This window comes from Streptomyces tyrfis (genome assembly GCF_037034285.1).
Lineage (GTDB): Bacteria > Actinomycetota > Actinomycetes > Streptomycetales > Streptomycetaceae > Streptomyces.
Genome location: NZ_JBAGJZ010000010.1, coordinates 1 through 25,907, shown reverse-complemented (window position 1 = coordinate 25,907; position 25,907 = coordinate 1). Strand labels below are relative to the sequence as shown.

General features: G+C 73.7%; 20 protein-coding genes, 2 pseudogenes and 2 riboswitches. Of the genes and pseudogenes, 7 read left to right on the top strand and 15 right to left on the bottom strand.

Features of this window, described 5'->3' with window-relative positions:
* Nucleotides 1-45: 45 nt before the first annotated feature.
* The 7 genes and pseudogenes from WA762_RS10060 to WA762_RS10035 all read right to left on the bottom strand — a co-directional run bounded on the left by WA762_RS10060 (nt 46) and on the right by WA762_RS10035 (nt 8,921).
* A pseudogene (locus tag WA762_RS10060) lies at nt 46-841 on the bottom strand (enoyl-CoA hydratase).
* 12 nt (nt 842-853) lie between these two features.
* A pseudogene (locus WA762_RS35665) lies at nt 854-1,072 on the bottom strand (CoA-acylating methylmalonate-semialdehyde dehydrogenase); the annotation flags it as partial.
* Nucleotides 1,073-1,300: 228 nt separating this feature from the next.
* Nucleotides 1,301-1,474, bottom strand: a riboswitch (cobalamin riboswitch).
* Between the two features lie 59 nt (nt 1,475-1,533).
* Nucleotides 1,534-2,355, bottom strand: a complete 822-nt coding sequence (locus WA762_RS10055; protein WP_335934937.1) for an ECF transporter S component family protein — start codon at nt 2,353-2,355, stop codon at nt 1,534-1,536.
* The gene (locus WA762_RS10050; RefSeq protein ID WP_335934934.1) at nt 2,352-4,025 is read right to left on the bottom strand and encodes an ABC transporter ATP-binding protein; all 1,674 of its coding nucleotides are present in this window, start codon (nt 4,023-4,025) and stop codon (nt 2,352-2,354) included. The genes WA762_RS10055 and WA762_RS10050 overlap by 4 nt, the downstream gene beginning before the upstream one ends.
* On the bottom strand, nt 4,022-5,203 hold the full coding sequence (locus WA762_RS10045; protein WP_443080557.1) for an energy-coupling factor transporter transmembrane component T: 1,182 nt from the start codon (nt 5,201-5,203) through the stop codon (nt 4,022-4,024). The genes WA762_RS10050 and WA762_RS10045 overlap by 4 nt, the downstream gene beginning before the upstream one ends.
* Before the next feature lie 8 nt (nt 5,204-5,211).
* The gene (locus tag WA762_RS10040) at nt 5,212-6,156 is read right to left on the bottom strand and encodes a chromosomal replication initiator protein DnaA (RefSeq protein ID WP_335934932.1); all 945 of its coding nucleotides are present in this window, start codon (nt 6,154-6,156) and stop codon (nt 5,212-5,214) included.
* The gene (locus WA762_RS10035) at nt 6,153-8,921 is read right to left on the bottom strand and encodes a prenyltransferase/squalene oxidase repeat-containing protein (protein WP_443080556.1); all 2,769 of its coding nucleotides are present in this window, start codon (nt 8,919-8,921) and stop codon (nt 6,153-6,155) included. Before WA762_RS10035 ends, WA762_RS10040 begins: the two co-directional genes overlap by 4 nt.
* Before the next feature lie 121 nt (nt 8,922-9,042).
* Nucleotides 9,043-9,176, bottom strand: a riboswitch (cobalamin riboswitch).
* A gap of 293 nt (nt 9,177-9,469) precedes the next feature.
* On the opposite strand from WA762_RS10035, the gene WA762_RS10030 reads away from it, so the two are divergent.
* Nucleotides 9,470-10,894, top strand: coding sequence for a prenyltransferase/squalene oxidase repeat-containing protein (locus WA762_RS10030; RefSeq protein ID WP_335934931.1), 1,425 nt, complete (start codon nt 9,470-9,472; stop codon nt 10,892-10,894).
* 110 nt (nt 10,895-11,004) lie between these two features.
* Here the strand turns inward: WA762_RS10030 and WA762_RS10025 are convergent, their stop codons facing one another.
* The 3 genes from WA762_RS10025 to WA762_RS10015 all read right to left on the bottom strand — a co-directional run bounded on the left by WA762_RS10025 (nt 11,005) and on the right by WA762_RS10015 (nt 14,340).
* Nucleotides 11,005-11,850 carry an alpha/beta fold hydrolase gene (locus tag WA762_RS10025; protein WP_335934929.1) on the bottom strand — a complete coding sequence of 282 codons (846 nt, stop codon included), beginning with the start codon at nt 11,848-11,850 and terminating at the stop codon, nt 11,005-11,007.
* Nucleotides 11,850-12,782 (bottom strand): VOC family protein, encoded by a 933-nt coding sequence (locus WA762_RS10020; protein ID WP_335934927.1) that lies wholly within the window; start codon nt 12,780-12,782, stop codon nt 11,850-11,852. Before WA762_RS10020 ends, WA762_RS10025 begins: the two co-directional genes overlap by 1 nt.
* A gap of 61 nt (nt 12,783-12,843) precedes the next feature.
* Nucleotides 12,844-14,340: a bifunctional 3-(3-hydroxy-phenyl)propionate/3-hydroxycinnamic acid hydroxylase gene (locus WA762_RS10015; protein ID WP_335934925.1), complete on the bottom strand. Its 1,497-nt coding sequence runs from the start codon at nt 14,338-14,340 to the stop codon at nt 12,844-12,846.
* Nucleotides 14,341-14,724: 384 nt separating this feature from the next.
* Between WA762_RS10015 and WA762_RS10010 the strand changes: the two genes are divergently transcribed.
* A complete protein-coding gene (locus WA762_RS10010) occupies nt 14,725-15,375 on the top strand; it encodes a TetR/AcrR family transcriptional regulator (protein WP_335934923.1) in 651 nt (216 codons plus the stop codon).
* A gap of 103 nt (nt 15,376-15,478) precedes the next feature.
* Here the strand turns inward: WA762_RS10010 and dmpG are convergent, their stop codons facing one another.
* From dmpG to WA762_RS09995, 3 genes are read right to left on the bottom strand one after another with little or no spacing between them, the layout of a single operon-like run.
* Entirely contained in the window at nt 15,479-16,504 is a 1,026-nt protein-coding gene (dmpG, locus tag WA762_RS10005; protein WP_335934922.1) for a 4-hydroxy-2-oxovalerate aldolase, read from the bottom strand.
* Nucleotides 16,504-17,448 carry an acetaldehyde dehydrogenase (acetylating) gene (locus tag WA762_RS10000; protein ID WP_335934920.1) on the bottom strand — a complete coding sequence of 315 codons (945 nt, stop codon included), beginning with the start codon at nt 17,446-17,448 and terminating at the stop codon, nt 16,504-16,506. Before WA762_RS10000 ends, dmpG begins: the two co-directional genes overlap by 1 nt.
* Complete coding sequence (locus tag WA762_RS09995; protein WP_335934918.1) at nt 17,445-18,275, bottom strand: 2-keto-4-pentenoate hydratase; 831 nt, start codon at nt 18,273-18,275, stop codon at nt 17,445-17,447. The genes WA762_RS10000 and WA762_RS09995 overlap by 4 nt, the downstream gene beginning before the upstream one ends.
* A gap of 68 nt (nt 18,276-18,343) precedes the next feature.
* Here WA762_RS09995 and WA762_RS09990 point away from each other — a divergent pair, with 68 nt between their 5' ends.
* Nucleotides 18,344-19,105 carry an IclR family transcriptional regulator gene (locus WA762_RS09990; RefSeq protein ID WP_335934917.1) on the top strand — a complete coding sequence of 254 codons (762 nt, stop codon included), beginning with the start codon at nt 18,344-18,346 and terminating at the stop codon, nt 19,103-19,105.
* 226 nt (nt 19,106-19,331) lie between these two features.
* Here WA762_RS09990 and WA762_RS09985 read toward each other — a convergent pair whose 3' ends face one another.
* On the bottom strand, nt 19,332-20,084 hold the full coding sequence (locus WA762_RS09985; RefSeq protein ID WP_335934915.1) for an IclR family transcriptional regulator: 753 nt from the start codon (nt 20,082-20,084) through the stop codon (nt 19,332-19,334).
* A 250-nt stretch (nt 20,085-20,334) separates the two neighbouring features.
* On the opposite strand from WA762_RS09985, the gene WA762_RS09980 reads away from it, so the two are divergent.
* Nucleotides 20,335-20,475, top strand: a complete 141-nt coding sequence (locus WA762_RS09980) for a hypothetical protein (RefSeq protein ID WP_335934914.1) — start codon at nt 20,335-20,337, stop codon at nt 20,473-20,475.
* Between the two features lie 218 nt (nt 20,476-20,693).
* Nucleotides 20,694-21,356, top strand: coding sequence for a lysophospholipid acyltransferase family protein (locus tag WA762_RS09975; RefSeq protein WP_335934913.1), 663 nt, complete (start codon nt 20,694-20,696; stop codon nt 21,354-21,356).
* A 100-nt stretch (nt 21,357-21,456) separates the two neighbouring features.
* Here the strand turns inward: WA762_RS09975 and WA762_RS09970 are convergent, their stop codons facing one another.
* Nucleotides 21,457-23,754 (bottom strand): excinuclease ABC subunit UvrA, encoded by a 2,298-nt coding sequence (locus tag WA762_RS09970; protein WP_335934911.1) that lies wholly within the window; start codon nt 23,752-23,754, stop codon nt 21,457-21,459.
* 223 nt (nt 23,755-23,977) lie between these two features.
* Here WA762_RS09970 and WA762_RS09965 point away from each other — a divergent pair, with 223 nt between their 5' ends.
* A complete protein-coding gene (locus WA762_RS09965; protein ID WP_335934910.1) occupies nt 23,978-24,439 on the top strand; it encodes a MarR family winged helix-turn-helix transcriptional regulator in 462 nt (153 codons plus the stop codon).
* A 397-nt stretch (nt 24,440-24,836) separates the two neighbouring features.
* A partial coding sequence (locus WA762_RS09960; protein ID WP_335934909.1) for an Hsp70 family protein occupies nt 24,837-25,907 on the top strand: 1,071 nt, incomplete at its 3' end.

Sequence of the window (25,907 nt, the reverse complement as noted above, 5' to 3'; positions counted from 1 at the left end):
CGGCCGGGGCGGGGCCTGCCGGGCGGCCCCGCCGCGCGCGGCGGGTCACCGGTGGCGGAACTCGGGCGGCCGTTTGTCGACGAAGGCGCGCATGCCCTCCTTCTGGTCGGCGGTGGCGAACACCGCGTGGAAGAGTCGGCGTTCGAAGCGGACCCCCTCGGAGAGGGTCGTCTCGAAGGCCCGCCCCACCGCCTCCTTGGCCGTCATCGCCACCGGCAGCGACATGCCCGCGACGGTCTCCGCGACCGCGAGCGCCTCGCCGAGCAGCTCGTCGGCCGGCACCACCCGAAGAGACCAGTCCGGCGCGCTCGGCCTCGGCCACGCCCATCGTGCGGCCGGTCAGGCACATCTCCATGGCCTTGGCCTTGCCGACCGCGCGGGTCAGGCGCTGGGAGCCACCGATGCCGGGGATCACCCCGAGCTTGATCTCGGGCTGGCCGAAGACGGCCGTGTCGGCGGCCAGCAGGATGTCGCACAGCATGGCGAGTTCGCAGCCGCCGCCGAGCGCGTAGCCGGCGACCGCCGCCACGGTGGGGGTGCGCAGCTGTCCGAGCCGGTCCCAGGCGGCGAACCGGTCCGCGAGATACATGTCCGGGTAGTCCCTCGACCGCATCTCCCTGATGTCGGCGCCGGCCGCGAACGCCCTGGCCGATCGAGTGATCACGACGCATCCGCAGTCCGGGTCCCGGTCGAGGGCGTCGGTGGCGGCGACGACCTCGTTCATCACCTGGAGGTTCAGCGCGTTGAGCGCGCCGGGGCGGTCGAGGGCGAGCAGGGCGGCGCGGCCCTTGCGTTCCAGGGAGTCCCTTTCCTGGTCGACGAGTTTGAGGAACCGGAGCAGAACCCTGGCGCGGCGCTGGGGGTTCCAGTCGCCCCAGCCCCGCTGGGCGCGTTCGGCGACGCCGATCGCCGCCTCGGTCTCGGCGCGGCTCGCGAGGGGCTCGCGGGCCCGGATCCCGCCGGTGTTGGGGTCGTACACGTCACCGTGGGAACCCGAGGTTCCCGGGGTGCGCCTGCCGTCGATGAAGTGGGTCAACTCTCGTACGGAGTAGTTGACTTGCGTGCGGACCATGAGTGCCTGCTCTCGTCAGGCGATCCGGGACGGCGCGCCGCCGGACGCGCGCGGACGCCGTGGTCCGTGCGCGCGGGGGCGGCGCGAGATCGCGTATGGCGGGGGAACCGTCAGACGGCGACGGCGGGGTGCCGCCGGGTTTCCCGGCGAGCGGGCGCCCCTGCCGCAGGGTCGCCGGATTCGTGGAAGCGCACCGGTGCCATGCGTGTCAGCTCCATCCTCGTGGACAACACGGAACATCCCGCGGCCGGTATCCTGACTCCCGGATCAGCGCGCGCCGTCCGCCCTCCCGACGTCCTGCTCGTCGGTGGCGCCCTGCTCGACGGCGTGCTCCCCGGTCACAGTGGCGGGACCGTGCCGGATTCACACCGGCTTCCCCGCACCGCGGGCCTTGTCGCGACCATATAGTTGGGCGCCCTAGTAAATCCGCCCCCGGGCCCGTTCCGGGACGTTCCCGCAGCTCAGCGGGGTCCGGGTTCGGCCGTTCGAGGGGCCGCGAAACGCGCCGGGGCGTGGAACCGGGCACGGCGCGCGGCGCGCCGGAAGGTGGTCAGCACGGCGGGTCCGGCCAGCGTCACGCAGACGAAGTTGGTGACCGCCCGGCCCGTGTCCCAGCCGAGGGACGTGGCGAGGTCGAAGGCGATGTAGCGCTGCCACTGCTCGGTGAGGGGCAGACCCGGCAGATAGGCGATGGAGCTGTGGGGGTCCAGGGAGAAGGGCCAGAAGGAGAGGTTGAGCAGGAAGCCGAAGAGATAGCCCGAGAGGGACCCGTAGACGGCCAGCAGCAGCACCTCGCGGCGTCCGCTCGCCCGTGGGAGGAAGCCGGCGAGCATCCCGACGAACGCGCAGCCGAACATCTGGTACGGCATCCACGGGCCCACTCCCCCGGTGATCAGGGCGGAGGCGAACAGCGAGGTGCAGCCAAGGGTGAATCCGAAGCCGGGCCCGTAGACCCGGCCCGCCAGGACCAGGACGAAGAAGACGGTCTCGACGCCCGCGGTCCCGGCGCCCAGCGGGCGCAGGGCCGCGTTGACGGCGGACAGGACGCCGAGCATGGCCAGCGCCTTGGAGTCGATGCCGCCCTCGGCGATCTCCGACAGCACCACGCACAGGACCAGCACCAGCAGCGCGCCGAAGACGATCAGCGGGGTGTAGGCCGAGCCGAAGGCGCCCGGCGCGACGACGAACGGCCAGAAGAACGCGACCAGTCCGAGGAGGGCGGCGAGCGCCATGACGACGCCGACGCGCGGGGTGAGCCGGATGGCCGCCGTGCGCGCGGTCATGGCCGTTCCCCCTCGCCGTCCCCGTGCTCTTGCCCCTTCCCGTCCCCGTCCGCCAGCGCCTGCGTCACCTGCGCGACCGTCAGATACGGGAGCGGGGAGAGGATCTTGGCGGTCTGCGGCGCGAAGACGGGCGAGGAGACGATGATCTCCGCCGTGGGCCCGTCGGCGACCAGGTCGCCCTCCGCCATGACGACCACGCGGTCGGCGGCGCGGGCGGCGAACTCGACGTCGTGGGTGGAGACGACCACCGCCCGGCCCTCGGCGGCGAGGGCGTCGACGATGCCGGTCAGCTCCGTCTTGGCCCGGTAGTCCAGGCCCCGGGTCGGCTCGTCCAGGAGGACGACCCGGGGCGCGGCGGAGAGCTGGATGGCGAGGACCAGGGCCAGCTTCTGACCCTCCGACAGGTCACGCGGGTGCGTGGCGCCGTCGATGCCGGGCGCGAGCCGGTCCAGCACGGCGCGGGCCCGCCGGGCGGTTCCCGACTCGGCGTCCGCCTGGTCGAGTTCCTGCTCGACGCTCTCCAGGTAGAGCAGGTCGGCCGGGGTCTGCGGCACCAGTCCGACGAGCCGGCGGGCCTGTGCCGCGGGAACGTCGTGCGGGTCGGCGGACTTCTCGCCCGGGGTTCCGGACACCCGCACGGTCCCGGAGCGGCGGGGGCCGGAGCCCTGGAGGGCCCACAGCAGGGAGGACTTGCCGGAGCCGTTGCGGCCCATCAGCGCCGTCACCTCGCCCGCGCGCAGGTCGAGATCCGCCTCGCGGACGGCGACGACGTCCCGGTGGGTGACGGTGAGGCCGCGGGCGGTCAGCAGCGGCGGCCGGTCCCCGGCCGGGAGCGGCCGCGCGGGGCCGGGCGCGCGGTCCCGGAGCCGGGTGCGCAGGGGCGCGGCGGCGCGGCGGGCGTCGCGGACGGACAGCGGCAGCGGGGACCAGCCCGCCGCGCGGCCGAGTTCGACGATGGGCGGGGCGATGACGGAGGTGCGCAGGACGTCGGCGGGCGGGCCGACGCGGACGCGGCCGTCGCCGGGGAGGTGGATGACCCGGTCGGCGTACTGGACGACGCGTTCGAGCCGGTGCTCGGCCATGAGCACGGTGACGCCGAGGTCGTGGACGAGCCGGGTGACGGCGGCGAGGACCTCCTCGGCGGCGGTCGGGTCGAGGGCGGAGGTGGGTTCGTCCAGGACCAGGACGCGGGGGTGGGCGGTGAGCACGGAGCCGATGGCGACGCGCTGCTGCTGACCGCCGGAGAGTTCGTACAGGGCGCGGTGGCGCAGGTCGGCGAGGCCGAGCAGGTCGAGGGTCTCCTCGACGCGTTTGCGCATGATCGCCGGGGGGACCGCCAGCTGCTCCATGGCGTAGGCGAGTTCCTCCTCGACCGTGTCGGTGACGAATCCGTCGACCGGGTCCTGTCCCACCACGCCGACCACGTCGGCGAGTTCGCGGGGCGGGTGGTCGGCGGTGTCGCGGCCGTCGACGGTGACCCGGCCGTACAGCGTGCCGCCGGTGAAGTGCGGGACGAGTCCGTTGACGGCGCCCAGGAGCGTCGACTTGCCGACGCCGGTGTGCCCGACGACGAGGCAGAGTTCGCCCTCCTGGACCGTGAGGTCGACATCGCGCAGCGCGGGTTCGGGCGCGTCGTCGTAGTGGACGGTGACCCGGTCGAAGGTGATCACGCGGTGCCGGCTTTCTGGAGGGGGCGGTGCGGTGGGGGCGGTGGGGACGCGTACGCGGCGGCCCCGGCGAGCAGGATCGCCGCGGTCGGCACCAGCGGCAGCTCGGGCCAGGCCAGCGGGTAGAAGGTGGGGTTGAGCTGGGCGGGGTCGTAGCCGAGGCCGGCGAAGAGCAGCACGGCGGACAGGACCCCGCTGCCGGCCACGGCCCATTCCGGCAGCCGCCAGGGGTCGGGCCGGTAGGCGGTGCGGGTGACGCGCCGGCCGCCCGCCCGCAGGCCCGCCGCGCAGAGCAGGGCGCCTGCCGACATCGCGGGCAGTCCCAGGAAGGCGGGGGTGGTCGCGTCCAGCAGCCCGTACGCCCCGGCGCACAGTCCGCACATGCCGAGCAGCATCAGCGCGCCGGTGACCCGGCGGGAGCGGCGGGTGGCGGCGCCCGCCCGGCCGTAGCCCCGGGAGTCCATGGCGGCGGCCAGCCGCAGCGAGCGTTCGAGCGCGTCCTCCAGGACGGGGACGACGATGCCGCGCAGCGCCTTCACGCCCCGGGTGCGCCCGGCCCTCAGCTTCCGGGCGCGGGAGACCCGTTGGACGCTCTGCACGAGCTGCGGGGCCACGCTGATCGCGACGGTCACGGCGACGCCGAGTTCGTACAGGGCGCCGGGCAGCACCCGCAGGGCGCGCTTGGGGTTGGCGAGGGTGTTGGCCGCGCCGATGCAGCACAGCATGCAGGCCAGCCGCAGGCCGTCGGTCGCCGCGGACAGCAGCGCCTCCAGGGAGACCGGGCCGCCGATCCGGATGCCGGCGTACCAGTCCGGTGTGGGGATGTGCGGCAGGGCGAAGAGGAAGTGGTCGTGCGGTGTGATGCCGGTGGCGAAGACGGCGCGGAAGACGACGCGGATCGCGACGACCGTCAGGGCCAGGTACAGGTAGTACGTGAAGCCGCGTGCCCAGGGGGCGTCCGTGCGCCGGGCGGTGACGACGTGGCCGAGCACGGCGAGCACCAGGAGGAGCAGCAGCGGGTTGTCCGTGCGGCTGACGGCCGTGGCCAGGGCGAGGGCCCACACCCACCACGCGACCGGGTGCAAGGTGCGCGGCAGGCGTCGGCCGCCCCGGTCCGGCGACGGGGCGGTCCGGCCGGTGGGGACCTGGCCGGTGGGGGCCTGGACGGTCGCGCGGGTCACCGGGGGCGTCACCCGGCGCGCCGGCGGCGGCGTGCCACGACGGCCGCCGCACCGCCGATCAGCGCGACGAGCGCGGCGCCGGCGACCACGGGCGCGATCGAGCCGGTGTCGTGGGGGGCCTCGGCGGCGGGCGCCGCGTCGACCACCTCGGTGCCGGGGGCCGGTGCGGCGACGGCGGTGGGCGCGGCCGTCGGGGAGGGGGCCGGGTCCGCGGTCGCGGTCGGTGTGCCGCCGGGGCTCTCGCCGGGCTCCGGCCGTTTCGTCTCCTTCTTCTCCGGCCCGGGGGACGCAGGTCCGGCCGGTTCGGTGGGCCGCCGCTCGGGCGCGGGGCCGGTTCCGGCGCCGGGCGGCAGCGGCGGCGCCTGCTCCTCCGAGGGGGGCTTGCCCGCGTCGCCGCGCGGCCGGGTGTTGTGGGCGCGCAGCTGGTCCGGGGTGACCTTCGGGCGGCCCTTGGTGCCCTCGATGTCGGTGCCGCCGAATATCCACAGGTCGACGCTGCCGGGCTTCGGCTTGTGGAGCATGGCCCCGAGTTGGCTGTACTCCCAGTCGTCGGCGCCCGGGTCGGCGTGCCAGTACGACCAGTAGGCGGAGGCAGGCGGGGTGAGGACGCAGTCCTCCTGGGCCGGGGGCGGGAACTGCTTGCCGTTCAGATGGCCGCTGTAGCCGATGCGGCAGATGAACGCCGGGCCGTCGTGGCCGGTGCCGACGGTGCGCCAGCCGCCCTGGTTCAGCAGTTCGTAGCCGGTGGTCGGGGTGGTGCCGCAGGAGCGGTAGACGGGGCCGCCCCAGTGGCTGAAGTCGACGGCGAGGACGACTCCGGAGGTGGTGGTGCAGCGGCCCATGGGCTGGGGCGCGGCGGTGGCCGGGCCCGCGGTCGCGCCCAGCGCGGCGGCGGTCAGGGCGAGCGCCGCGGCGAGCCGGGCCGCCGCGGCTCCGGGGCGTGGGCGGTTCATCGCCCGCTCCCGGGGTGCGCGCGGCGCCGGGCGGCGGCGACGGCGCGCCATCCGGCGAGCACCAGGGCGGCGGCGGCCGCGGCGAGGACCCCGGCCTGCACGCCGGTGGAGGCCAGGCTGCCGCCTCCGCCGTCCGCGTTGTCACCGGCCGCTCCGCCGTCCGCGCCGGCCGTGTCGTCGGGGGTGATGATCTCCGGCACACCGTCGCTCGGGCTCGGTGTCGGCTGCGGCGAGGTGCCGGCCAGGCTGCGTTCCAGCACGCCGAAGGAGATGCCGGTCGCCCCGCCCACCGCCTGGGCGGAGGCACGCAGGTCGGAGCCGCGCTGGCCCTCCTCGGCGACGTTGAAGCCGCCGTCGGCGTTCTGCTGTGAGGCGAGGAACGCGCGGGCCCCGGCGATCTCCTCGGTGTGACCGCTCGCGTCGAGGGAGAGGGCCTGTACGGCGAGGGCCGCCGAGTTGACGGAGTTTCCCGAAGCGCCGGGGAACCCGCCGCCGGGCAGCTGCCGGGAGGCGATCCAGTCGAGGGCCTTGCGCACCGCCGCGTCCGCCGCCTCGCCGCCCGCCAGGTCGAGGGCCATGGCGGCGATGGCGGTGGAGTCCACGTCGGAGTCGTTCGTGGAGGGGATCAGGCTCGGCCAGGCGCCACTGTCCTGCTGGAGGCCCGCCAGGTAGGCGATGGGTTCCTTCGCCGCCTGCTTCTCCCCCGCCCGCAGCTGTGCCATGACGGCGAGCGACTGCGCGAAGACCGAAGGGGTGTGGGTGTAGCCGCCCTTGGCGGCGCAGGAGCGGTCGGGGGCGGTGCTGGGCGCGGCGCAGACGGCCTTGCCGAGGGCGGCGATCAGGTCGTGGCCGCCGAAGGCGCGCGGGTCCCGGCCGACGGCCTCGGCCAGCAGCGCGGTCTTGCCGAGGGAGCCGCCCGCGGCGTACGCGGTGCCGACGCCGGTCCAGTCGTTCACGGTGCGGCCCTCGCCGTCCTTGCCGCCGTGGTCGAGGAAGTCGGTGATGCCGCGCAGCCGGGCGTTGTCCAGGCCGGTGGCGGCGAGGGCGTAGGCGCCGTCGATGGTGAGCCCGAAGTCCGCGCGGGAGGCGCCCGGCCCGGCGGTGTAGTACCGCCCCTGCCTGAGGTTGGCCGGGGCGGTGAGGTAGGCGACGCCCTTCTTCAGGTCGGGGCCGCCGTCCGGGGCCGGGGTGCCCGGCGCGGTCGGGGTGCCCGGGGTGGTCGGCGGGACGGTGGGGTCGTCCCTCTTCGTGGTCAGGGTGGCGAGGCTGGTGCCGGTGGCGGCGAGGACGGCGGGCGAGGTGGGGTGGACCGCCGGGTCGGCGGCGTCCTCCTCGAAGCCGAAGCCACCGCCGTCGAGCTGCTGCCGCGACAGCCAGGCGACGGCCGCGTCGGCGCGTGCGGCGTCGCCGAGGGCGCGCAGCGCCTGGGCGGCGTACGCGGTGGCGTGGACGCTTCCGGCGGTGGCCCCGGTGTAGCCGGGGAGGGCGCCGTCCTCGCGCTGGGTCCTGGTCAGGTAGGCGCGGGCCCGGTCCACTGCGTCGTCGTGGCCGCCGGCCCGGTGCAGCACCAGGGCGAACAGGCCGGTGACGCCGGGGTCGCCGTCGCAGTACTCGCCGGGGCGGATGAGGATGGAGGTGACGCCGCCGTCCTTGCACTGGAGCTGGGTGAGCCGTTCCACGGCGGCGGCCGGGGGCGTGACGCCGGCGCGCAGCAGGGCCAGGAGGGACAGCGCCTGGCCGTCGCCGTAGGCGGCGCCCCGGAAGTCGCCCGCGGCGGTGCAGCCGGGGGTGGGTTCGCCGGACTCGGGGCCCGCCTCGCACACATGGTCCGCCAGGTCGCCGACGAGGTCGTGGCCGCCGAAGTCCCTCGGGTCGGCCCCGGTGATCTCGGCGAGGAGGGCGAGCCGGGCCGCGGCGGTGGCGTCGGGGGCCCGGCCGGAGCCGTTCGGGTAGGCGTAGTCGCCGCCGTGTGCGGCCAGGAACGCGGTGATTCCGCCGACGGCGGGGTCCTTTCCGTCGGCGGCGGCCAGGGCGTAGGCCGTCTCCGTGGTCAGGAGGAGATCGGGGGCGCCGCCGCCGTCCTCGACGCGTTCGCCGTCGGTCAGCCCGGACCTGAGCCAGGCCGCCGCGGCGGCGACGTCGACCGTGCCGGGCGCGCCGGTGGGCGTGCCGCCCGGTTCGGGGGTGGCGCCCCCGCCGCCCGCGCGGACGTCGTCGGGGCTGAAGCGCGGCCCGCCCGTGCTGCCGCCGATGTCCGTGCCGCCGTAGACCCAGGCGTCGACGTCGCCGTCCTTCACCTTGCGGTCCATGGCGCCGTACGGGCTGTACGTCCAGTCCCGCTGGCCGGGCGAGGCGGTCCAGTAGGACCAGTACGCGGTGGCGGGCGGGGTCAGGACGCAGGATTCGCGGTCCGGGGTCGGGTAGGGGGTGCCGGAGTGGAACGGGCCGTAGCCGATGCGGCAGATGAAGCCGGGGCCGTCGTGCTCGGTGCCCGCGGTGGAGAAGCCGGCGTCGTGGAGCAGTTCGTACCCGGTGGTCGGGGTGGTGTCGCAGCCGCGCTCGACCGCACCGCCGAACGGTGTGAAGTCGACGGCGACGACGGCTCCGCGGGTGGCGGTGCAGTCGTCGGCCGGGTCGGCGGCGACGGAGGACGCCGTGAGGAAGGTCACGCACGCGGCGGCGAGCATCAGGAAGGCGGAGACCAGTGCCGTCAGCGGCCCCGGTCTCGCCGCCGACCGCCGGTCTCTTCGCTGCTCGGTCCCCACCACGGCCCCCTCGCTGCCTGCCCTGCGCGGGCGCGGGCGTGGGTGAGGGCTCCCGCCGCGGGAAGGCTCCGCACACGGAAGTACCGGTCGCACCACGCCGTAGTCCGCGACGGCGTTCGTTGCTGAAGAACGGGCTCCAGGCATTCCGGCTCGCCCGGTGGTACCGGGCCCACGGTTGCGGGTCAGCGCCGGACTTCGACCGGCTTCCCCTGGAACTCATTGCGTATCAGCCGGATTTGAGCACGGTTCACGGAAGGCGTCAAGGCGGGGTGCGGTCGGGCGCGCGGGCCTGCCGGGGGCGCTCTTGGCGACCGCGTCGCCGGTCGGGTACCGTCCCGCTCTGCCGAGTGGGGGAACCCGGTGGGAGTCCGGGGCTGACGCGCAGCGGTGTGGGACGGCGGGGGCCGTTCCGAGCCCGAATGCCCATGCGGCGAAGCACTTCTGGTAGCCGGTCCACGCGTTTTCGGACGGCGGCCATGCCCGCTGCTCCCGCCCACGGCGAGGCCCGGCACGGGTCCGGCCGGCGTCCCTCATCCCAGGAGCAGGCCATGTCCCGTACCGTTGCCGTGTCCTCGTCCCTCCGCCGCTGCGGGCTCACCGCGGTGGCCGCACTCGGCGCCTTCGCCCTCACCACACTGCCGGCGGCGGCGACCGCCACCCCGGCCCAGATCGCCACGTCGAAGACGAACGGCGTCGCCTATCTCAAGTCCCTCCAGGGCGCGGACGGCTCCTACGCCGGTTCCGGGCTGTCCAACGAGTGGGCGTTCAGCGCGTTCGCGGCCGCGGGCACGGCCGCCGTGGACGTCGCGCCCGGCGGCGACACGGCCAAGAACGCGAGAACGGTCTACCGCGGTCAGTTGTCGGCCGCGGGCTGGCCCTCCGCCACCCCCGTCGTCACCGACTACGAACGCGCCACGCTCAACGCGTACGCCGCCGGGATCGACCCCGCCCGGGTCTCCGCCTCCCGCAACCTGATCGCCGACGTCTACGGCTACTGGCAGAACGCCGAGGCGGGCTACTTCGGGCCGTCGGCCAACTTCAACGGCACGGTGTTCGCCGCGCTCGCCCTCAACGGCGCCCGGACCGCGTCCGGTCAGGTCCGCGTCCCGCAGGCGCTGCGCGACGCGGTCGTCGCCCGGATCCGCGCCAACCAGCACAACGACGGCGGCTGGAACTACGGCAGGGCCGAGGGCGATCCGGCCGAGTCCGCCACCACCAGCGACATCGACATGACCGGTGCGGCGATGGCCGCGCTGTGCGTGTCGGGCGTGCCGAACACGGACAGCGGCATCGTCCGGGCCAAGAGCTTCCTCAAGAGCAAGCTGGTGGCCAACAGCGGCGCGTTCAACACCATGTTCGGAGTCAACACCGACTCCAACGGCTGGGCGGTGTCCGGCCTGAACGCCTGCGGCGTCAACCCGCAGACCGGTGACTTCCTCACCGCCCAGGGCAAGACCCCGGTCGACTTCCTGATCGCCCAGCAGTTCAACCCCGGCGGCGGCTTCCGGTACCAGCCCGGCGACGCCGAGCCGTCGGCGTACGCGTCGATCGACGGTCTGCGGGCGGTGGCCGGCGGCGGATTCACCGCCGCGCCGCCCGTGCCGGCCACTTCGGGGGCCCCGCGGTGGGTGAGCCAGGGCTCGTTCACGTCCGGTACGGCGACGAAGCTGGCGCTCACGGTGGACGACGGCGCCGGCGGGCTGAAGGTGTGCTCCGTCGCGCTCACCCCGACCGGGCCGACCACCACCCTGGGCGCCGTCCTCGACGCCGCGGTGAGCGCGTCCGCCCCGGCGGGCTGTGTGACCTCCGTGGCGCCGTCCTCCGGCACCGGCGCCCTCACCTCCGTCAACGGCAAGGCCAACAGCGGCTCCGCCACCTGGAAGGCGAGTGTCGACGGCTCGGCCTTCACGACCGCGACGCGCGAGCGGGCCATCGGCGTCGGCGACACCATCGCGCTGCGCCTGGGCGCCTGACCCCGGCTGCCGGGCCGCGTCGCGGGGCGGCCCGGCCGTCCTGTGCCGGGGGCGGCGGGGACTGAACCCTCCCCGCCGCCCCCGGCGGCCCGGTGGTCCTTCGGACCCGGTCAGTTGTTGGCGACGAAGTCGGTGACCAGCCGGTTGAACTCGTCGGCGTGCTCGATCATCGCCCAGTGCCCGCAGTGGTTGAGCACCACCAGTCGGCTGTCCGGGATGTTCGCCAGCAGGTAGAGCGAGTTCTCGAACGGGACGACGCGGTCGTCGCGGCCGTGGATGAGCAGGGTCGGCACCTGGATCTCCGGCAGGAGCTCCGGCTTCACCCACTTGGGCAGCGGCGCGCCCTCGGGCAGGCCGTCCACGTAGTTGCGCAGGTGCTCGGGGCGGGCCAGCGCCGCCTCCGAACGGGCCTCGCACAGTTCGGGGGTGGCGAACCGGGCCGTGTCGTAGACCATGATCTCGACGAGCCGGCGCATGTTCTCCGGGCTGGCGTCGCGGTAGGTGTCGATCAGAACCTTGAGCCCCTCGGAGGGGCCGCCGCCGGGGGCGAAGAGCGAGGAGATCCGGCCGACCGGCGGTCCCATGGTGACCAGGTGCGTGATGCGGTCGGGGTGCTCGGTGGCCAGGCGCAGCGAGGTCTGTCCGCCCATCGAGTTGCCGACGAACGCGGCCTTCTCGATGCCGACGGCGTCCAGGAACTGGACCGCCGTCTCCACGTGGTCGAGCCGGTCGACGGTCGCGGCGTCCGACTCGCCCCAGCCGGGCATGTCGACGGCGTACACGTGGAAGTGCTCCGCCAGCGCCTCGATGTTGCCGGAGAAGTTGCTCCAGCCGGTCGCGCCGGGGCCGCTGCCGTGCAGCAGGACGACGGGGTGGCCGGAGCCCGCCTCGTAGTAGCGGAGCTTCCAGTCACCGGCCTGGACGGTGCGTGCGATGGTGTTCGGGTCGAGGGTCATCAGTGTGCCTCTCCATGGGGGGCGGGTGCGGCGGCGAGGAGCTCGGCGACGGCGCCGGGAGCGCGGTGGCCCCAGCTGTTCAGCTTGTCGAGCGTCTTCACCTCCCACGTCTCGTCGTCGATGATCAGCCCGCCCCAGCCGTACTCGACGCTGAAGCCGGAGGGCGTGAAGACGTAGAAGCTGAACATGTTGTCGTTGGGGTGCATGCCGAGCGTCATCTCGAACGGCTGCCTGGCGTCCATGCACCGGTCGTAGGCGGCGCCGACGTCGTGGATGTCGGTCACCTCCACCATGAAGTGGTGGGTCTTCTTCGGCACCGGCATGTCACCGAAGGCGACGGTGTGGTGGCGGCCGTTGCAGTGCAGGAAGATCAGGTCGGCGAACACGCCCGGCGACAGTTCCTCGACGATGATGTCGCTGACCTTGAAGCCGAGCAGATCGATGTAGAAGTGCAGGTAGGTCTCCCGCGACACGCCGTGCGCGAGGAGGACCTGGTGGCCGGCGCCGCCGGCGCCGGTCACGAAGTCGCCGACCAGTTTCGAGGACCGGAACGGCGTCGCCGCGTCGGCCAGGCCCGCGACCAGTTCGATCGGGTTGCCCATCGGGTCCGCGGTGGTGAAGACGCGCTCCACCTTGCGGGCGGCGGCCAGGTCCGCGCCGCCCTCGGCGACCTCGATCCCGGCGGCGCGCATCTTCTCGACGAGCGCGTCGAGCGCGGCCGCGTCCTCGACCTCGTAGCCGGTGACCGCGAGGTCGTCGGCCGGGCCTTCGGTGATGATCCAGCGGTGTGCCTTCTCGTCGGTGCGCAGTGTGAAACCGTCGCCGGTCCTCTCACCGAGCTGCATGCCGAGCAGTTCGACGCCGAAGTGCTCCCATCGGGCGGTGTCGCTGACCTCGTAGACGACGTAGCCGAGTTCCTTGACCCCGGACATGTGTCTCCTCCTCGTTCTTGCGGTGCTTGTTCCCGGACCGGTGGGCGCGGTCCGGCCGGTCTCAGGCGGGAACGGCGAGACCGCCGGTGTCGGCCGCGGCGACGAACTTGTCGGGGCGGACCGCCACGGCGCGGGCGCCGTGTCCGCGCAGCCACGGCAGGAGGACCTCGTCGAGGTCGACCAGTTCGTCGGGGCCCTGGGTGCGCGCCGACTTCGGGCGCACCGCGATGTAACGGGCGCCGAGCGCGTCCCAGTCGGCCTTCTCCCCGGCGGTCAGCAGGGTCGACGGGTCGACGTCGTCGCCGAGCAGGGCGAAGCCGCTTCCCAGCAGGTCGTCCAGGCGCGCCATCCGGCCCGCGGCGTCGCCGACGACCGGCTGCGGGACCATCTGGCCGACGGCGCCGGCGTCGCCCACCGGCCCCCTGAGCCAGCCGGCCACGAGCGTCGGCGGGGCGTTGAGCGGTGGCTCGACCCCGGTGACCTCCTGCTTGATGACCTGACCCAGCTCGACCGCGAGGCCGGTGTAGAACGCGGCGTTGGGGCGCCGCTCCGCCTCGTAGGTGTCGAGCCAGCTCTCCGGCAGCTCGCCCTTGATGACGCGGGCGAGTTTCCAGCCCAGGTCGTGGGCGTCGCGCATGCCGGTCTGCATGCCGGCGCCGGCCCACGGCGGCATCAGGTGGGCGGCGTCGCCGGCCAGGAAGACCCGGCCCTTGCGCCAGGTGTCGGCCATCCGGACGTGGTGCTTGTAGAAGGCGTGCTGGTGGATCTCGACGTCGTCCGGGGTGACGCCGAGGGCTTCGAGGAGCGGCCAGACCTCGGCGCCGGTCGGGTAGTCGGCCGGGGTCTCGTCGGGCTTGAGCGGGATCTCCCAGCGGTGGTTGCCCCCGGAGAGCGCGATGTCGACGACCGGGCGCTCCTTGTCGGACCAGAAGGTCAGCACGTCGCGGTCGGGCCACCAGCGCTTGACGCGGCAGTCGATGACGACCCAGGTGACGTCGCCGGTGTCGCCCAGCAGCTCACAGCCGACCCGGGCGCGGGTCGCGCTGCTGCCGCCGTCGGCGCCGATCGCGTACCGGGCGCGGACGGTGTGGGTCTCGCCGGTCGCGGTGTCCTTCGAGGTGACGGTGACGCCGTCGGCGTCCTGCTCGATGCCGACGACCTCGGCGCCGTAGTGCACGGTGACGCGATCACCGTACTCCCGCGCCGCCTCGCGCAGTTCGGCCTCCATCGTCGGCTGGTAGATGTTGAAGGCGCGGGCGCTGCATCCCAGCGCCGACTCCGGACGGTCGATCCGCATGATCTGCGTGCCGTCATAGGTGACCCAGCGCAGGGCCCGCTGAGGCTCGATCTTCTTCAGCACCCGCTCGTCGATCCCGAGGTCCTGGAAGATCCGCATCGTCCAGTCGTCGACGGTCACGGCCCGCGCCCGGGGGTAGAGGTCCTTGTCCCGTTCGATGGCGACCGTGGAGACGCCGTTCCTGGCGAGGGTGAGTGCGGCGATCACTCCGGTCGGGCCGTACCCGACGATGGCGACGTCCGCGTCGTAGCTCTGGGTCATGCGATGACTCCGTCGTCCATCCGCACAACCATGTGCGGAAGTTTTGGACCGTTCGGTCCATTAGTGGGGCGAGATTAACAATGCGCGTCCGTCGCGTGTCAAGGGTCGCTGTCGGATGAAACGACCCCGGCCGACCGGGAATTCGGAGTGCGGACCGGTGGGGAGCGCCGGGGCCCGGCCGGGTACGCCGTGCGGGCCGGTCCCCCGGCCTCGGCGGGGCCCCACGGTCGCACCCGGCGGGAGGGTGGCCTCAGCCGTGGCGGGAGGGCGCCCGGTCCCGACGGGACGTCGCCCGGTCCCGACAGGACGTCGCCCGGTCCCGACGGGACCTCGCCCGGTCGCGGACGGGGCAGCCCTTGCGGGGCAGCCCTTAGACTTCGACGAGTGCAGAATTCCGCGCGCCAGGCGCACTCCGGAAACCGGCGCGGCCGACGCTCGCGCCAGGAGATCCTCGACGCTGCCGTCCGCGTGATGTCCGCGCGCGGCTACGCGGGCACGTCGATGTCGACGCTGGTCAAGGAGACGGGGCTGCCCAAGAGCGCCCTCTACCACCACTTCGACTCCAAGGCCGGGCTGCTGTCGGCCGTCATGGAGCAGGGCGCGCACGACTTCTTCGACGCCATGCGGGAGGCGCACCGCGATCCGCCGGAGGGCGGCACTCCGCGGGAGCGCCTGGGCTGGTACCTGCAGCGGACCGGCGCGGTCCTGAAGAACCGCGAGGACTTCCTGCGCCTGCTGCTGGTGCTGGTGATGAGCCATGAGGCGGCCGAGGCGCCGGAGGCGCTGCGGACCGTGATCACGGTCCGCGACGAGGGGCGCGCCTATATGCGCCACATGATCCGCTCGTCGTTCATCGGCGAAGGAGAGGACGCCGCGAACACGGTCGCGGACGCCCTCTCCCACTTCGGCATGGCCGGTTTCGACGGCGCCTTCGTGTCCCTCCAGTCGGAGGACGGCAAGCCGATCTCGGAGTACATGCGAGAACTCACGGATGCCATGGCGGCGCTCGGCGAGGCGCTGCTCGCGCCCCGCTGAGCGCCGGCCCCGGCGGGAGCGACGGTCCCGGCGGGAGCGACGGCGGCGCGGACGGGGTGCAGGCCGGGGTCAGGCCGGCGCCGGGGTCAGGCCGGGGCCGGGGTCAGGCCGGCTGCTCCGCGCGCTCGGCCGCGAGGGTGAGCGCGATATCGACGATCATGTCCTCCTGGCCGCCCACCAGTCGGCGGCGTCCGCACTCCATGAGGATGTCGCGGACGTCGGTGCCGTACCGCGCGGAGGCGGCCTCGGCGTGGCGGAGGAACGACGAGTACACGCCCGCGTAGCCGAGGGTCAGGGTCTCCCGGTCGACGCGCACCGGGCGGTCCTGGAGGGGGCGCACGATGTCGTCGGCGGCGTCCTGGAGCCGGAACAGGTCGCAGGAGTGCTCGAAGTCCGACAGGTTCGCCACCGCGATGAACGCCTCCAGCGGGCAGTTGCCCGCCCCCGCGCCGTGCCCGGCCAGCGAGGCGTCGACGCGGCGGACGCCGTTCTCGACGGCGACGACGGAGTTGGCGACCGACAGCGAGAGGTTCTCGTGGGCGTGGATGCCGATCTCGGTGCCGGCGTCGAGGACGTCCCGGTAGGCGCGGACGCGTGCGGCCACGTCGCCCATGGTGAGGCGGCCGCCGGAGTCGGTGACGTACACGCAGTGGGCGCCGTAGGACTCCATGAGCTTCGCCTGCCGGGCGAGTTCCTCGGGCGGGGCCATGTGGGAGAGCATCAGGAACCCGGACACGTCCATGCCGAGTTCGCGGGCCGCGGCGATGTGCTGCGCGGAGATGTCGGCCTCGGTGCAGTGCGTGGCGACACGGACGGAGCGGACCCCGAGGTCGTACGCGTGCTTCAGTTCGTCCACGGTGCCGACGCCGGGCAGCAGCAGGGTGGTGAGGCGGGCGCGCTTCAGCACCGACGCGGCGGCCTCGATCCACTCCCAGTCGGTGTGCGAGCCGGGGCCGTAGTTGACGGATCCTCCGGCGAGGCCGTCGCCGTGCGCGACCTCGATCGCGTCGACGCCCGCCTCGTCGAGTGCGGTGACGACGCGCTTGACGTCCTCCGGGGTGATCCGGTGGCGTACGGCGTGCATGCCGTCCCGCAGCGTGACGTCCTGGACGAAGATCGGGGTGCCCATCAGCGGTCTGCCTTCCCTGCTGCGATGCGCTCCGCCACCTGGATGCCGGCGGAGGTCATGATGTCGAGGTTGCCGGCGTAGGCCGGGAGGTAGTGGGCCGCGCCCTCGACCTCCAGGAACACCGACACCTGGTGGGTGGGGCGCGCGCCGCCGTCGGCGAGGAGCGTGCCGACCGGCTGGTCCGCGGGGATCTCGGTGATCTGCACCCGCTGCTTGAGCCGGTAGCCGGGCACGTAGGCGGCGACGTCGGCGGCCATCTTCTCGACCGACTGCCGGATCTCCTCCTGGGTGGCCGGGTCCGGGGCCGTGACCAGGCAGAAGACGGTGTCCCGCATCATCAGCGGCGGCTCGGCCGGGTTGAGGATGATGATCGCCTTGCCGCGGCGCGCTCCGCCGACCCGCTCGATGGCCGCCGAGGTGGTCTCGGTGAACTCGTCGATGTTGGCGCGGGTGCCCGGGCCGGCCGACTTCGAGGCGATCGACGCGACGATCTCCGCGTACTCCACGGGCACGACCCGGCTGACCGCGGCGACGACCGGGATGGTGGCCTGGCCGCCGCAGGTGACCATGTTGACGTTGGGCGCGTCGAGGTGTTCGCCGAGGTTGACGGCGGGCACGACGTAGGGGCCGATGGCGGCCGGGGTGAGGTCGATCAGCCGCTTGCCGAAGGGGGCCAGCTTGGCGGCGTTCGCCTCGTGCGCCTTGGCGGAGGTGGCGTCGAAGACGATGCCGATCTCGTCGAAGCCGGGCAGGGCGATCAGCCCGTCCACGCCCTCGTGGGTGACCGGCACGCCGAGCCGGGCGGCGCGGGCCAGGCCGTCGGAGGCAGGGTCGATGCCCACCATGGCGCCCATCTCCAGGTGCTTCGCCCCGCGCAGCACCTTGATCATCAGGTCGGTGCCGATGTTGCCCGACCCGATGATCGCGACCTTCGTCCTGCTCATGCTGCTGCTCCCTCTGCTTCGCTGAAGCGGACCGTCACGGCGCCGAAGCCGGACAGGGTGGCGGTGACGGTGTCGCCGGGTGACACCGCCTTCATCGGACCGAGCGCGCCGGACAGCACGACCTGCCCCGCGCGCAGCGGATCGCCGAGTTCGCGGGCCGTACGGGCCAGCCAGGCGACGGCCTCGACCGGGTCGCCCAGGCAGGCGGCGCCGGTTCCGGTGGAGACCTCCTCGCCGTTGACGCTCATCGACATCACGACGTCCGCGGGCTCGGTCTCCTGGAGGGTGCGCCGGTGCGCCGCGAGCACATAGGCCCCCGCGGAGGCGTTGTCGGCCACCGTGTCGCCGAGGCTGATGTCCCAGCCGGCGACGCGGCTGCCGCAGATCTCCAGGGCGGCGACGCCGTACTCGATGGCGTCCCGGACCTGGGCGGTGTCGAGCGGGCCGTCGGCCAGGTCGGCACGGAGCACGAAGGCGATCTCCGCCTCCACCCGGGGCTGGAGGATCCGCCCGGCCGGGACCGTGCCGCCATCCGCGTAGGCCATGTCGTCGAAGAGGACGCCGAAGTCGGGCTGGTCGACGCCGAGCTGACGCTGCACGGCCTCGGAGGTCAGGCCGATCTTGCGGCCGGTGATCCGGGCGCCGGCGGCGATCCGGCGTTCGGTCAGCGCGGCCTGTACGGCGTAGGCGGAGGCCAGGTCGTCCCGGCCGATCAGGTCCCGCACGGGGGCGCAGGGCACACCGGAGGCGGAGGCCTCGGCGAGCCGCGCGGCCGCGGCGGCGATGTCGGACGCGCTCGCGGGGGCGAGCGGTTGGTTCTCGGTCACGGCTTCACTCTGTGGCCGGCCGGGCCGTCGGACCAGCACTTCGTCTCGCTCAGCGATACGCTGGGGCCATGACGGAAGCGGCCGGTCTCGACACGGTGCTGGGCAAGGCGGTGACGATCCTGCGGGCCTTCCGGCCCGACGACCGGGCCGTCGGCCTCGCCGAGCTGGTGCGGCGCACGGGCCTGCACAAGGCGACCGTGCACCGGCTGTCCGGGGCCCTGGTCGACAACCGTCTGCTCGACCGGGTCGACGGCGGCTACCGCCCCAGCGGCGGTCTCTTCGAGCTGGGGATGCTCGCGTCGCCGGAGCGGAGCCTGCTGGAGGTGGCGATGCCGTTCCTCCAGGACCTCTACGAGCGCACCCACGAGACCGTCCACCTCGGGGTGCGCGAGGGGCACGACGTCGTCTACGTCGCCAAGATCGGCGGCCACCGGCAGGCCAGGGCGCCCTCGCGCACCGGCGGGAGGATGCCGCTGCACTGCACCGCCATCGGCAAGGCGCTGCTCGCGCACGCCGACGACGAGCTGCGGCAGGAGGTGCTGACCGGGCCGCTGGAGCGGCGCACCCCGCACACGCTCGTGGCCCCGGGAGCCCTGCGCCGCCAGTTGCGGCAGATCACGGAGACGGGCGTCGCGTTCGAGCGCGAGGAGTCGGCCGTCGGGCTGATGTGCCTCGCGGCCCCGGTGCTGGGGCGCGACAACGAGCCGCTCGCCGCGATCAGCGTGGCCGGGCCCACCGGGAGGTTCCGGCCCGAGCGCTGCGTGACGCAGGTGCGGGCCGCGGCCGCCGGGCTCGGCAGCATCCTGATCCGGCGCAACCTGCTGAGCTGACCCGCGCGACGGCGGCGCCGGGGCCGGTCCGGCCGGCGCCGTCGGCCCCGAGGGGCGGCGCCGCCCCGATCGACACCGGCACGGGTGGGCCCCGGCCGGACTCACGACGCCGAGCCCCGGGGCCGGGCGCCGGTCCGCGGAGCCTCCCGGTCGGCCTCGGACCGGACCCGCGGCCCGCGCGTCCGCGGCCCGGTCCCGGGGCCCGCGTCTCAGAAGGGCCGGCGTCTCAGAGGGCGCGGGTGATCGCGTCGGACGCCGCCGTCAGCGCGGCCGTGAGCGGCTTGAGCATCCGGGGCGAGTACCGGACGCCGGGCATCGACACCGACAGCGCCGCCGTGGTGGCGCCGGCCCCGTCCTTCACCGCGCATCCCACCGCGACCACGCCGCGCTCGGTGCGTTCCACGTTGAGCGCCACTCCGCTGCGCCGTACCGCCCAGAGCTCCCGGCGCAGCTGGACCAGGTCCGGCAGCTCCTCCCCCGGCAGGCCCCGGCCGTCGTCGGCGTACAGCGCCTCGACCTCCTCGTCGGTGAGCGCCGCCAGCTCGATCAGGCCGCCGGTGGCCCGATGGGCGGGGAAGACCGTGCCCTCGCGGCTGCCCACCCGCAGCGCCTGCGCGCACTCCGTCGAGGCGATGATCCGGACGCTCCGCCCGGTCCGGACGCTGAGGTTCGCCGTCTCGTCGATCCGGTCGACCAGGGCGCGCATGGGCCCGACGGCCGCGGCGCGGAGCGCGCCCAGGCCGGACCGGGCGCGTTCGGCGAGCGCGAGCACGGGTCCCACCCGGTATGAGCGGTCCTCGTCCTGCACCGCGAAGTCGCGGTAGACCAGAGCGGTCAGCAGCCGGTGGGCCGTGGAGCGGGCGACGCCGAGACGCTCGGCCGCCGCCGACACCGTGACCGACCCGTCGAGCTGGAGGATCTGCGCGAGCCGGAGCGCGTGGTCGACGCTGCTCGGCGCGTAGGCGGGGGGCGTTTTCATCGACTTCACCATGCCTCGATCCTCCCACGGCTTGTTCCGCAGAGCAGAATCATCTGTTCTTCACGAGTGCATCGGCCGATAGTCGGGCCATGCCTGACGCGAGCGCCGCCATGTCACCGGGCCGGCTCACGGCCGAGGGCGGGTCCGGCCGCCCCCGTCCACCAGGCGACCGCGCCCCGAGCACTGCCGTCGGGTGGTCGAAACGGCCCGGGTCTGGGGCGAGTTGCGGCATCTCGAAGGCGTACGGAGGATGCAGCGCGACGCCGTCCTGCGCGGACGCTACGTCCACGACTACTCGTTCATCGACTGGATCCACGGCCCGACGGCGCTGACCCCGGAGGAGGAACCGGAGATGTCCCGGCCGGTCCCGCTGGACTCCGTGCCCTTCTGAGGGGTCGGCCGGACGCCGGACCGGGGACGGGGATCGCAGGAGACTGGGGTGGGGCCGGACCGCCGGTTTCCGCCCCGCCCTCGCGTCCTCCCGCCTTTCTCCCGTCCGCCCGGTGCGGGCTTCCCGGCCGGTCGGCCGGCTGAGTACCGGTACTCACGCGTTCTCCGGGTCCCGGGCCGACGATGGAGGTTCATGGATCGAACCCCGGAGGCCCGTACATGCTCAGCCGCCTCGCCGCCGCCCTGGTGCCCGCCGTCGGCCGTCTGGACGTCACCACCGATGCCGGTGTCCGCCTCGCGCCGGGCAGCGTCATCGCCGCCAACCACACCTCGACGGCGGACCCGGCCGTCGTCCTCGCGGCGCTCCACCGGCTCGGCGTCGAACCGGTCGTCATGGCCGCGGCGGGCCTGTGGCGGATCCCCGTGCTCGGCCGCGCGCTCGCCCGTGAGGGGCACATCCCGGTGCACCGGGGCGACCGGCGGGCCTTCGCCGCCCTGGACGCCGCGGCCGAGGCCCTGACCAGCGGGCGACTGGTCCTGATCTACGGCGAGGGCGGCCTGCCCCGCCGCAGGGACGCCGCCGAGGCGGCCCCCGGGACCTTCCGCAGCGGCATCGCGCGGCTCACGCGCGACACCGGGGCCCCCGTCGTCCCCCTGGGACAGGCCGGCGCCCGGCGCATCGTCTCCGGCAGCCGCCCCAAGCAGTTCGCCGGACTGGTCACGGCTCCGCTGCGCCGCCCCGGCCTGCACGTGCACGTCGGAGCCCCGGTCGTGCTGACCGGTACGCACGCCGACCGCTCAGCGGAAGCCCGCCGGGCGGTGACCGCGGCCTGGCGGACCGCCGCCGAGCGTCTGGGCGAGCCGGTCGCGCTCGCCGCCTGAGCGGAGCCCCGCTGCCGCGCGCCGCGCCCGCGCGTTCCCGTCGGCGGGGCACGGCGGCGCACGCCCGGTGCGCCCGGTGCGTGCGGTGCGCGGGGACGCTTCAGTGCCCCGCCGTGCTCCGTGCGAGGTCCCTGCGGAGGTACTCGGCGGTGAGCGAGCCCCGGGCCCCGCTCAGTTGTTCCGGCGTGCCCTCGAAGACGACGCGCCCGCCGTGCCGGCCGGCCCCGGGGCCGAGGTCGATGACCCAGTCGGCGTGCTTGATCACGTCCAGATCGTGTTCGACCACGACGACGCTGTTGCCGCCGTCCACGAGCCGGTCGAGCAGGGCCAGCAGCTTCTCGACGTCCGCCATGTGCAGTCCGGTGGTCGGTTCGTCGAAGATGTAGAGACTGCCCGAGTCACACAGCCGGCCGGCCAGTTTGAGCCGCTGGCGTTCGCCGCCGGACAGGGTCGACAGCGGCTGCCCGAGGGTGAGATGGGGAAGGCCGACCTCGTGGAGCGCGGCCAGCCCGCGCACCACCGCGGGCTCGGTGAAGTGGTCGAGCGCCTCCTCGACGGTGAGGCGCAGGGTCTGCGCGATGTCGAGGCCGTCCAGCCGGTGGTTGAGGGCCTCGGGCCGGTAGCGGCGTCCTTCGCAGACCTCGCAGACGGTGGTGACGGGGTCGAGGAACGCGAGGTCGTTCTCGATGAGGCCGCGCCCCTTGCACGCCGGGCAGCCGCCGGTGGAGTTGAAGCTGAACAGCCCCGCCTCGACGCCGTTGGCCCGGGCGAACAGTCCGCGAACGGTGTCCATGATGTCGATGTACGTGGCGGGCGTGGAGCGCGAGGAGACGCCGATCATCGACTGGTCCACCACGACCGCGTCCGGCCGCCGGGCGGCGAGGACGCCGTGGACCAGGCTGCTCTTCCCCGATCCGGCGACGCCGGTGACCGCGGTGAGCACTCCGGCCGGGATGTCGACGGTCACGTCCCGGAGGTTGTGCAGGCCGGCCCCGGCGACGGTGAGGGCGCCGGTGGGCGTACGGGGCACACGGCGGATCCCGGGCACGGCGGCGAGGCGCCTCCCGGTCGGGGATCCGGACCCCCGCAACGCCTCGACCGTGCCCTCGAAGACGATCGTTCCCCCGTGGACGCCGGCCCCCGGCCCCAGCTCCACGACATGGTCGGCGGTGGCGATGACCTCCCGGTCGTGCTCGACGACCAGGACCGTGTTGCCCTTGTCCCGCAGCTCCGCGAGGAGTTCGTTGAGCCGGTGCACGTCGCGGGGGTGCAGACCGACGCTGGGCTCGTCGAAGACGTACGTCACGTCGGTGAGGCTGCTGCCGAGGTGGCGCACGATCTTCAGCCGCTGCCCCTCGCCGCCCGACAGGGTGGACGTCTCCCGGTCGAGGCTGAGATAGCCGAGCCCCACCGCCTCGATCCGCCGCAGCACGGCGAGGGCCGCCGCCGCGACGGGACCGGCCACCGGGTCGTCGAGGGCGGAGAGCACCGCGATGAGCTCGCCGATCTCCATCGCCGCGCAGTCGGCGATGGAGTACGCGCCGATCCTCGTACGACGGGCCGCGGCGTTGAGCCGGGTGCCCGCGCACTCCGGGCAGGGCCCCTCGGTGACCACCCGGGCGACGGCCGCGCGGTCGCGATCGCTCAACGTCCGCCCGTCCCGCTTGAGGTAGCGGCGGGTGAAACGGGTGACGATCCCCTCGTACTCGTTCTTGTAGACGCCGTGCCGGGTGCGGCGGTCGACCCGGAACCCGCCGCCGTACAGCAGGAGTTCGCGGTCCTCGTCGGTGAAGTCGGCCAGCGGCGTGTCGGGGTCGAAGAGTCCGGATTCCGCGTACAGCTGCCACTGGGCGGTGCCGACCGCGAACGAGGGGAAACAGATCGCGCCCTCGTTGAGCGTTCTGCGCTCGTCGAGCAGTCGGTCCAGGTTCACGGTGGTGGTGCGGCCCAGGCCCTCACAGGTCTCGCACATGCCGTGCGGATCGTTGAAGGAGTACAGGTTCGACGGACCGGCGCCGGGACGTCCGTGCCGCGAGAACAGCACCCGCAGGATGGGGTGGACCTCCGTCATCGTGCCGACGGTCGAGCGCGCGTTGCCGCCGACGGGCTTCTGGTCGACGACGATCGCGGCGGACAGGTTCTCCATCACGTCGGCGCGCGGCCGCTCGTACCGGGCGAGCCTGTTGCGCACATACGAGGGATACGTCTCGTTGAGCTGGCGCTGGGACTCGACCGCGATCGTGGAGAAGACGAGCGAGGACTTCCCGGAGCCCGATACCCCGGTGAAGACCGTGAGCTTCCCCTTGGGGATGGTCAGCGAGACGTTCTTGAGGTTGTTCTCCCGGGCGCCGCGCAGCACGATGTCGCGTCCGGAACGCCCCTCTTCTCGGTCCGACACGTTCCCCGACCTCCAGCCCTCGCCACGGCATCGTCGCCACCACCCTACACAGATGGTTTCCGTTTGGAAATCAATCATCGCGCTCGGCATGAGTGCCGCAGAGCTCGGAGGAGGTCGTTGAAAGAGGGCTACGCTTGTACCATTTCCGTTCAGAAACCACATCGGGCGTACGGGAGAGGCCGACACCCCGGACCCCCGCGACCGCCCCGGGAAGGAGCCCACGATGACGGACGCCCGCACCACCGGCGCGCCGGACCTCGCCGCGCCCTCCGAGCTGGAGGACGCGCTGTCCCGTCTGCAGTGCGTCCTGGTCGCCCGGCGCACCGCGACCAACCCCGAGGGCGTCACCTGGCCGCAGTACGACCTGCTGGAGACCCTCCGGATCCATGGCGCCACCACCCCGTCACGGCTCAGCGAGTCCCTGGGGGCGTCGCGGCAGACCGTGTCCAAGACGCTGCGCGCCCTCAAGGACCTCGGCCTGATCCGCCAGACGGCCGCCGGCGAGGACCGCAGGGAGCAGACGACCTCGCTGACCCCGGAGGGGCGGACCTTCCTGGCGAACGCCGCGCGCAGCCGCCGGGAGAACGCCCGGGCCGCCACGGAGGTGCTCTCGCCCGGCGAGCGGGCCCTGTTCGCGGAGATGTGCCAGAAGGTCGCCGCCTCGATCGACACCCTGCTTCGCTGAGGGCGGCCGCCTCCCGCGCGCTGCGCCCGTACCAGGGCGAGCTGTAGCATGACAACCAAAAGGTGACAATCAGCATGTCACCCACACGATGACGTACATTTCGCCCGGAGGCCGAAGGGCCGCGGGCGACCGCATGGCCCGCACGCGGTCTCCGCGCGGACGGGTCGGGCACGCCTCGACGGACGGTTGGGACCCGTCCCGGCCGAAGGCCCGCCGTGCACCCGGCCACGTCGCCTCCCTGACTCCGCCCACCCTCCCGCCCGGCCGGTCCGGGCGCGGAGAGCGGCGGCGGGGCGGTACGGCGGGCGGGCGTCCGAAATCCACCGACGGCATCGGCACGGGTCCGCCGGTCACTCCCCCGGCCGGGCATCGGTGCTCGCCGTGAAGGGAGCCAGTCATGGCGCGTGCAGTGGGCATCGACCTGGGGACGACCAACTCCGTGGTGGCCGTTCTGGAGGCCGGCGAGCCGACCGTGATCACGAACACCGAGGGCGCCAGGACCACCCCGTCCGTGGTCGCCTTCGCGAAGAACGGCGAGGTACTGGTCGGCGAGGTCGCCAAGCGTCAGGCGGTGACGAACGTCGAGCGCACCGCGCGGTCGATCAAGCGGCACATGGGTGACCCCCAGTGGCGTTTCCCCGAGTCCGGCGACATCGACGGCAAACGGTACACGGCGCAGGAGATCTCCGCGCGGGTGCTGCAGAAGCTGAAGCGGGACGCCGAGGCGTATCTGGGGGACGACGTCAACGACGCGGTGATCACCGTGCCCGCGTACTTCAACGACGCGCAGCGCACCGCGACGAAGGAGGCGGGGCAGATCGCGGGCCTGAACGTGCTCCGGATCATCAACGAGCCGACGTCCGCCGCGCTGGCCTACGGCCTGGACAAGGAGAACGACCAGACGATCCTGGTGTTCGACCTCGGCGGCGGCACCTTCGACGTCTCGCTGCTGGAGATCGGCGAGGGTCTGGTGGAGGTGAAGGCGACCAACGGGGACACGCACCTCGGCGGCGACGACTGGGACCAGAGCGTCGTCGACCATCTGGTCCAGCAGTTCAAGAACGGCTACGGCGTGGACCTGTCCAAGGACAAGATGGCGCTCCAGCGTCTGCGCGAGGCCGCGGAGAAGGCCAAGATCGAGCTCTCCTCCGCGACCGAGACCACGATCAACCTTCCCTACATCACGGCGTCCGCCGAGGGCCCGCTGCACCTGGACGAGAAGCTCACGCGCTCGCAGTTCCAGCAGCTGACGGCGCCTCTGCTGGAACGCTGCAAGGGGCCGTTCCACAACGCGGTCAAGGACGCCGGGATCAAGGTGTCGGACATCGACCATGTGATCCTGGTGGGCGGCTCGACCCGGATGCCCGCGGTGACCGAGCTGGTGAGGGAGCTGACCGGCAAGGACCCGCACAAGGGTGTGAACCCGGACGAGGTCGTCGCGATCGGCGCCTCGCTCCAGGCCGGTGTC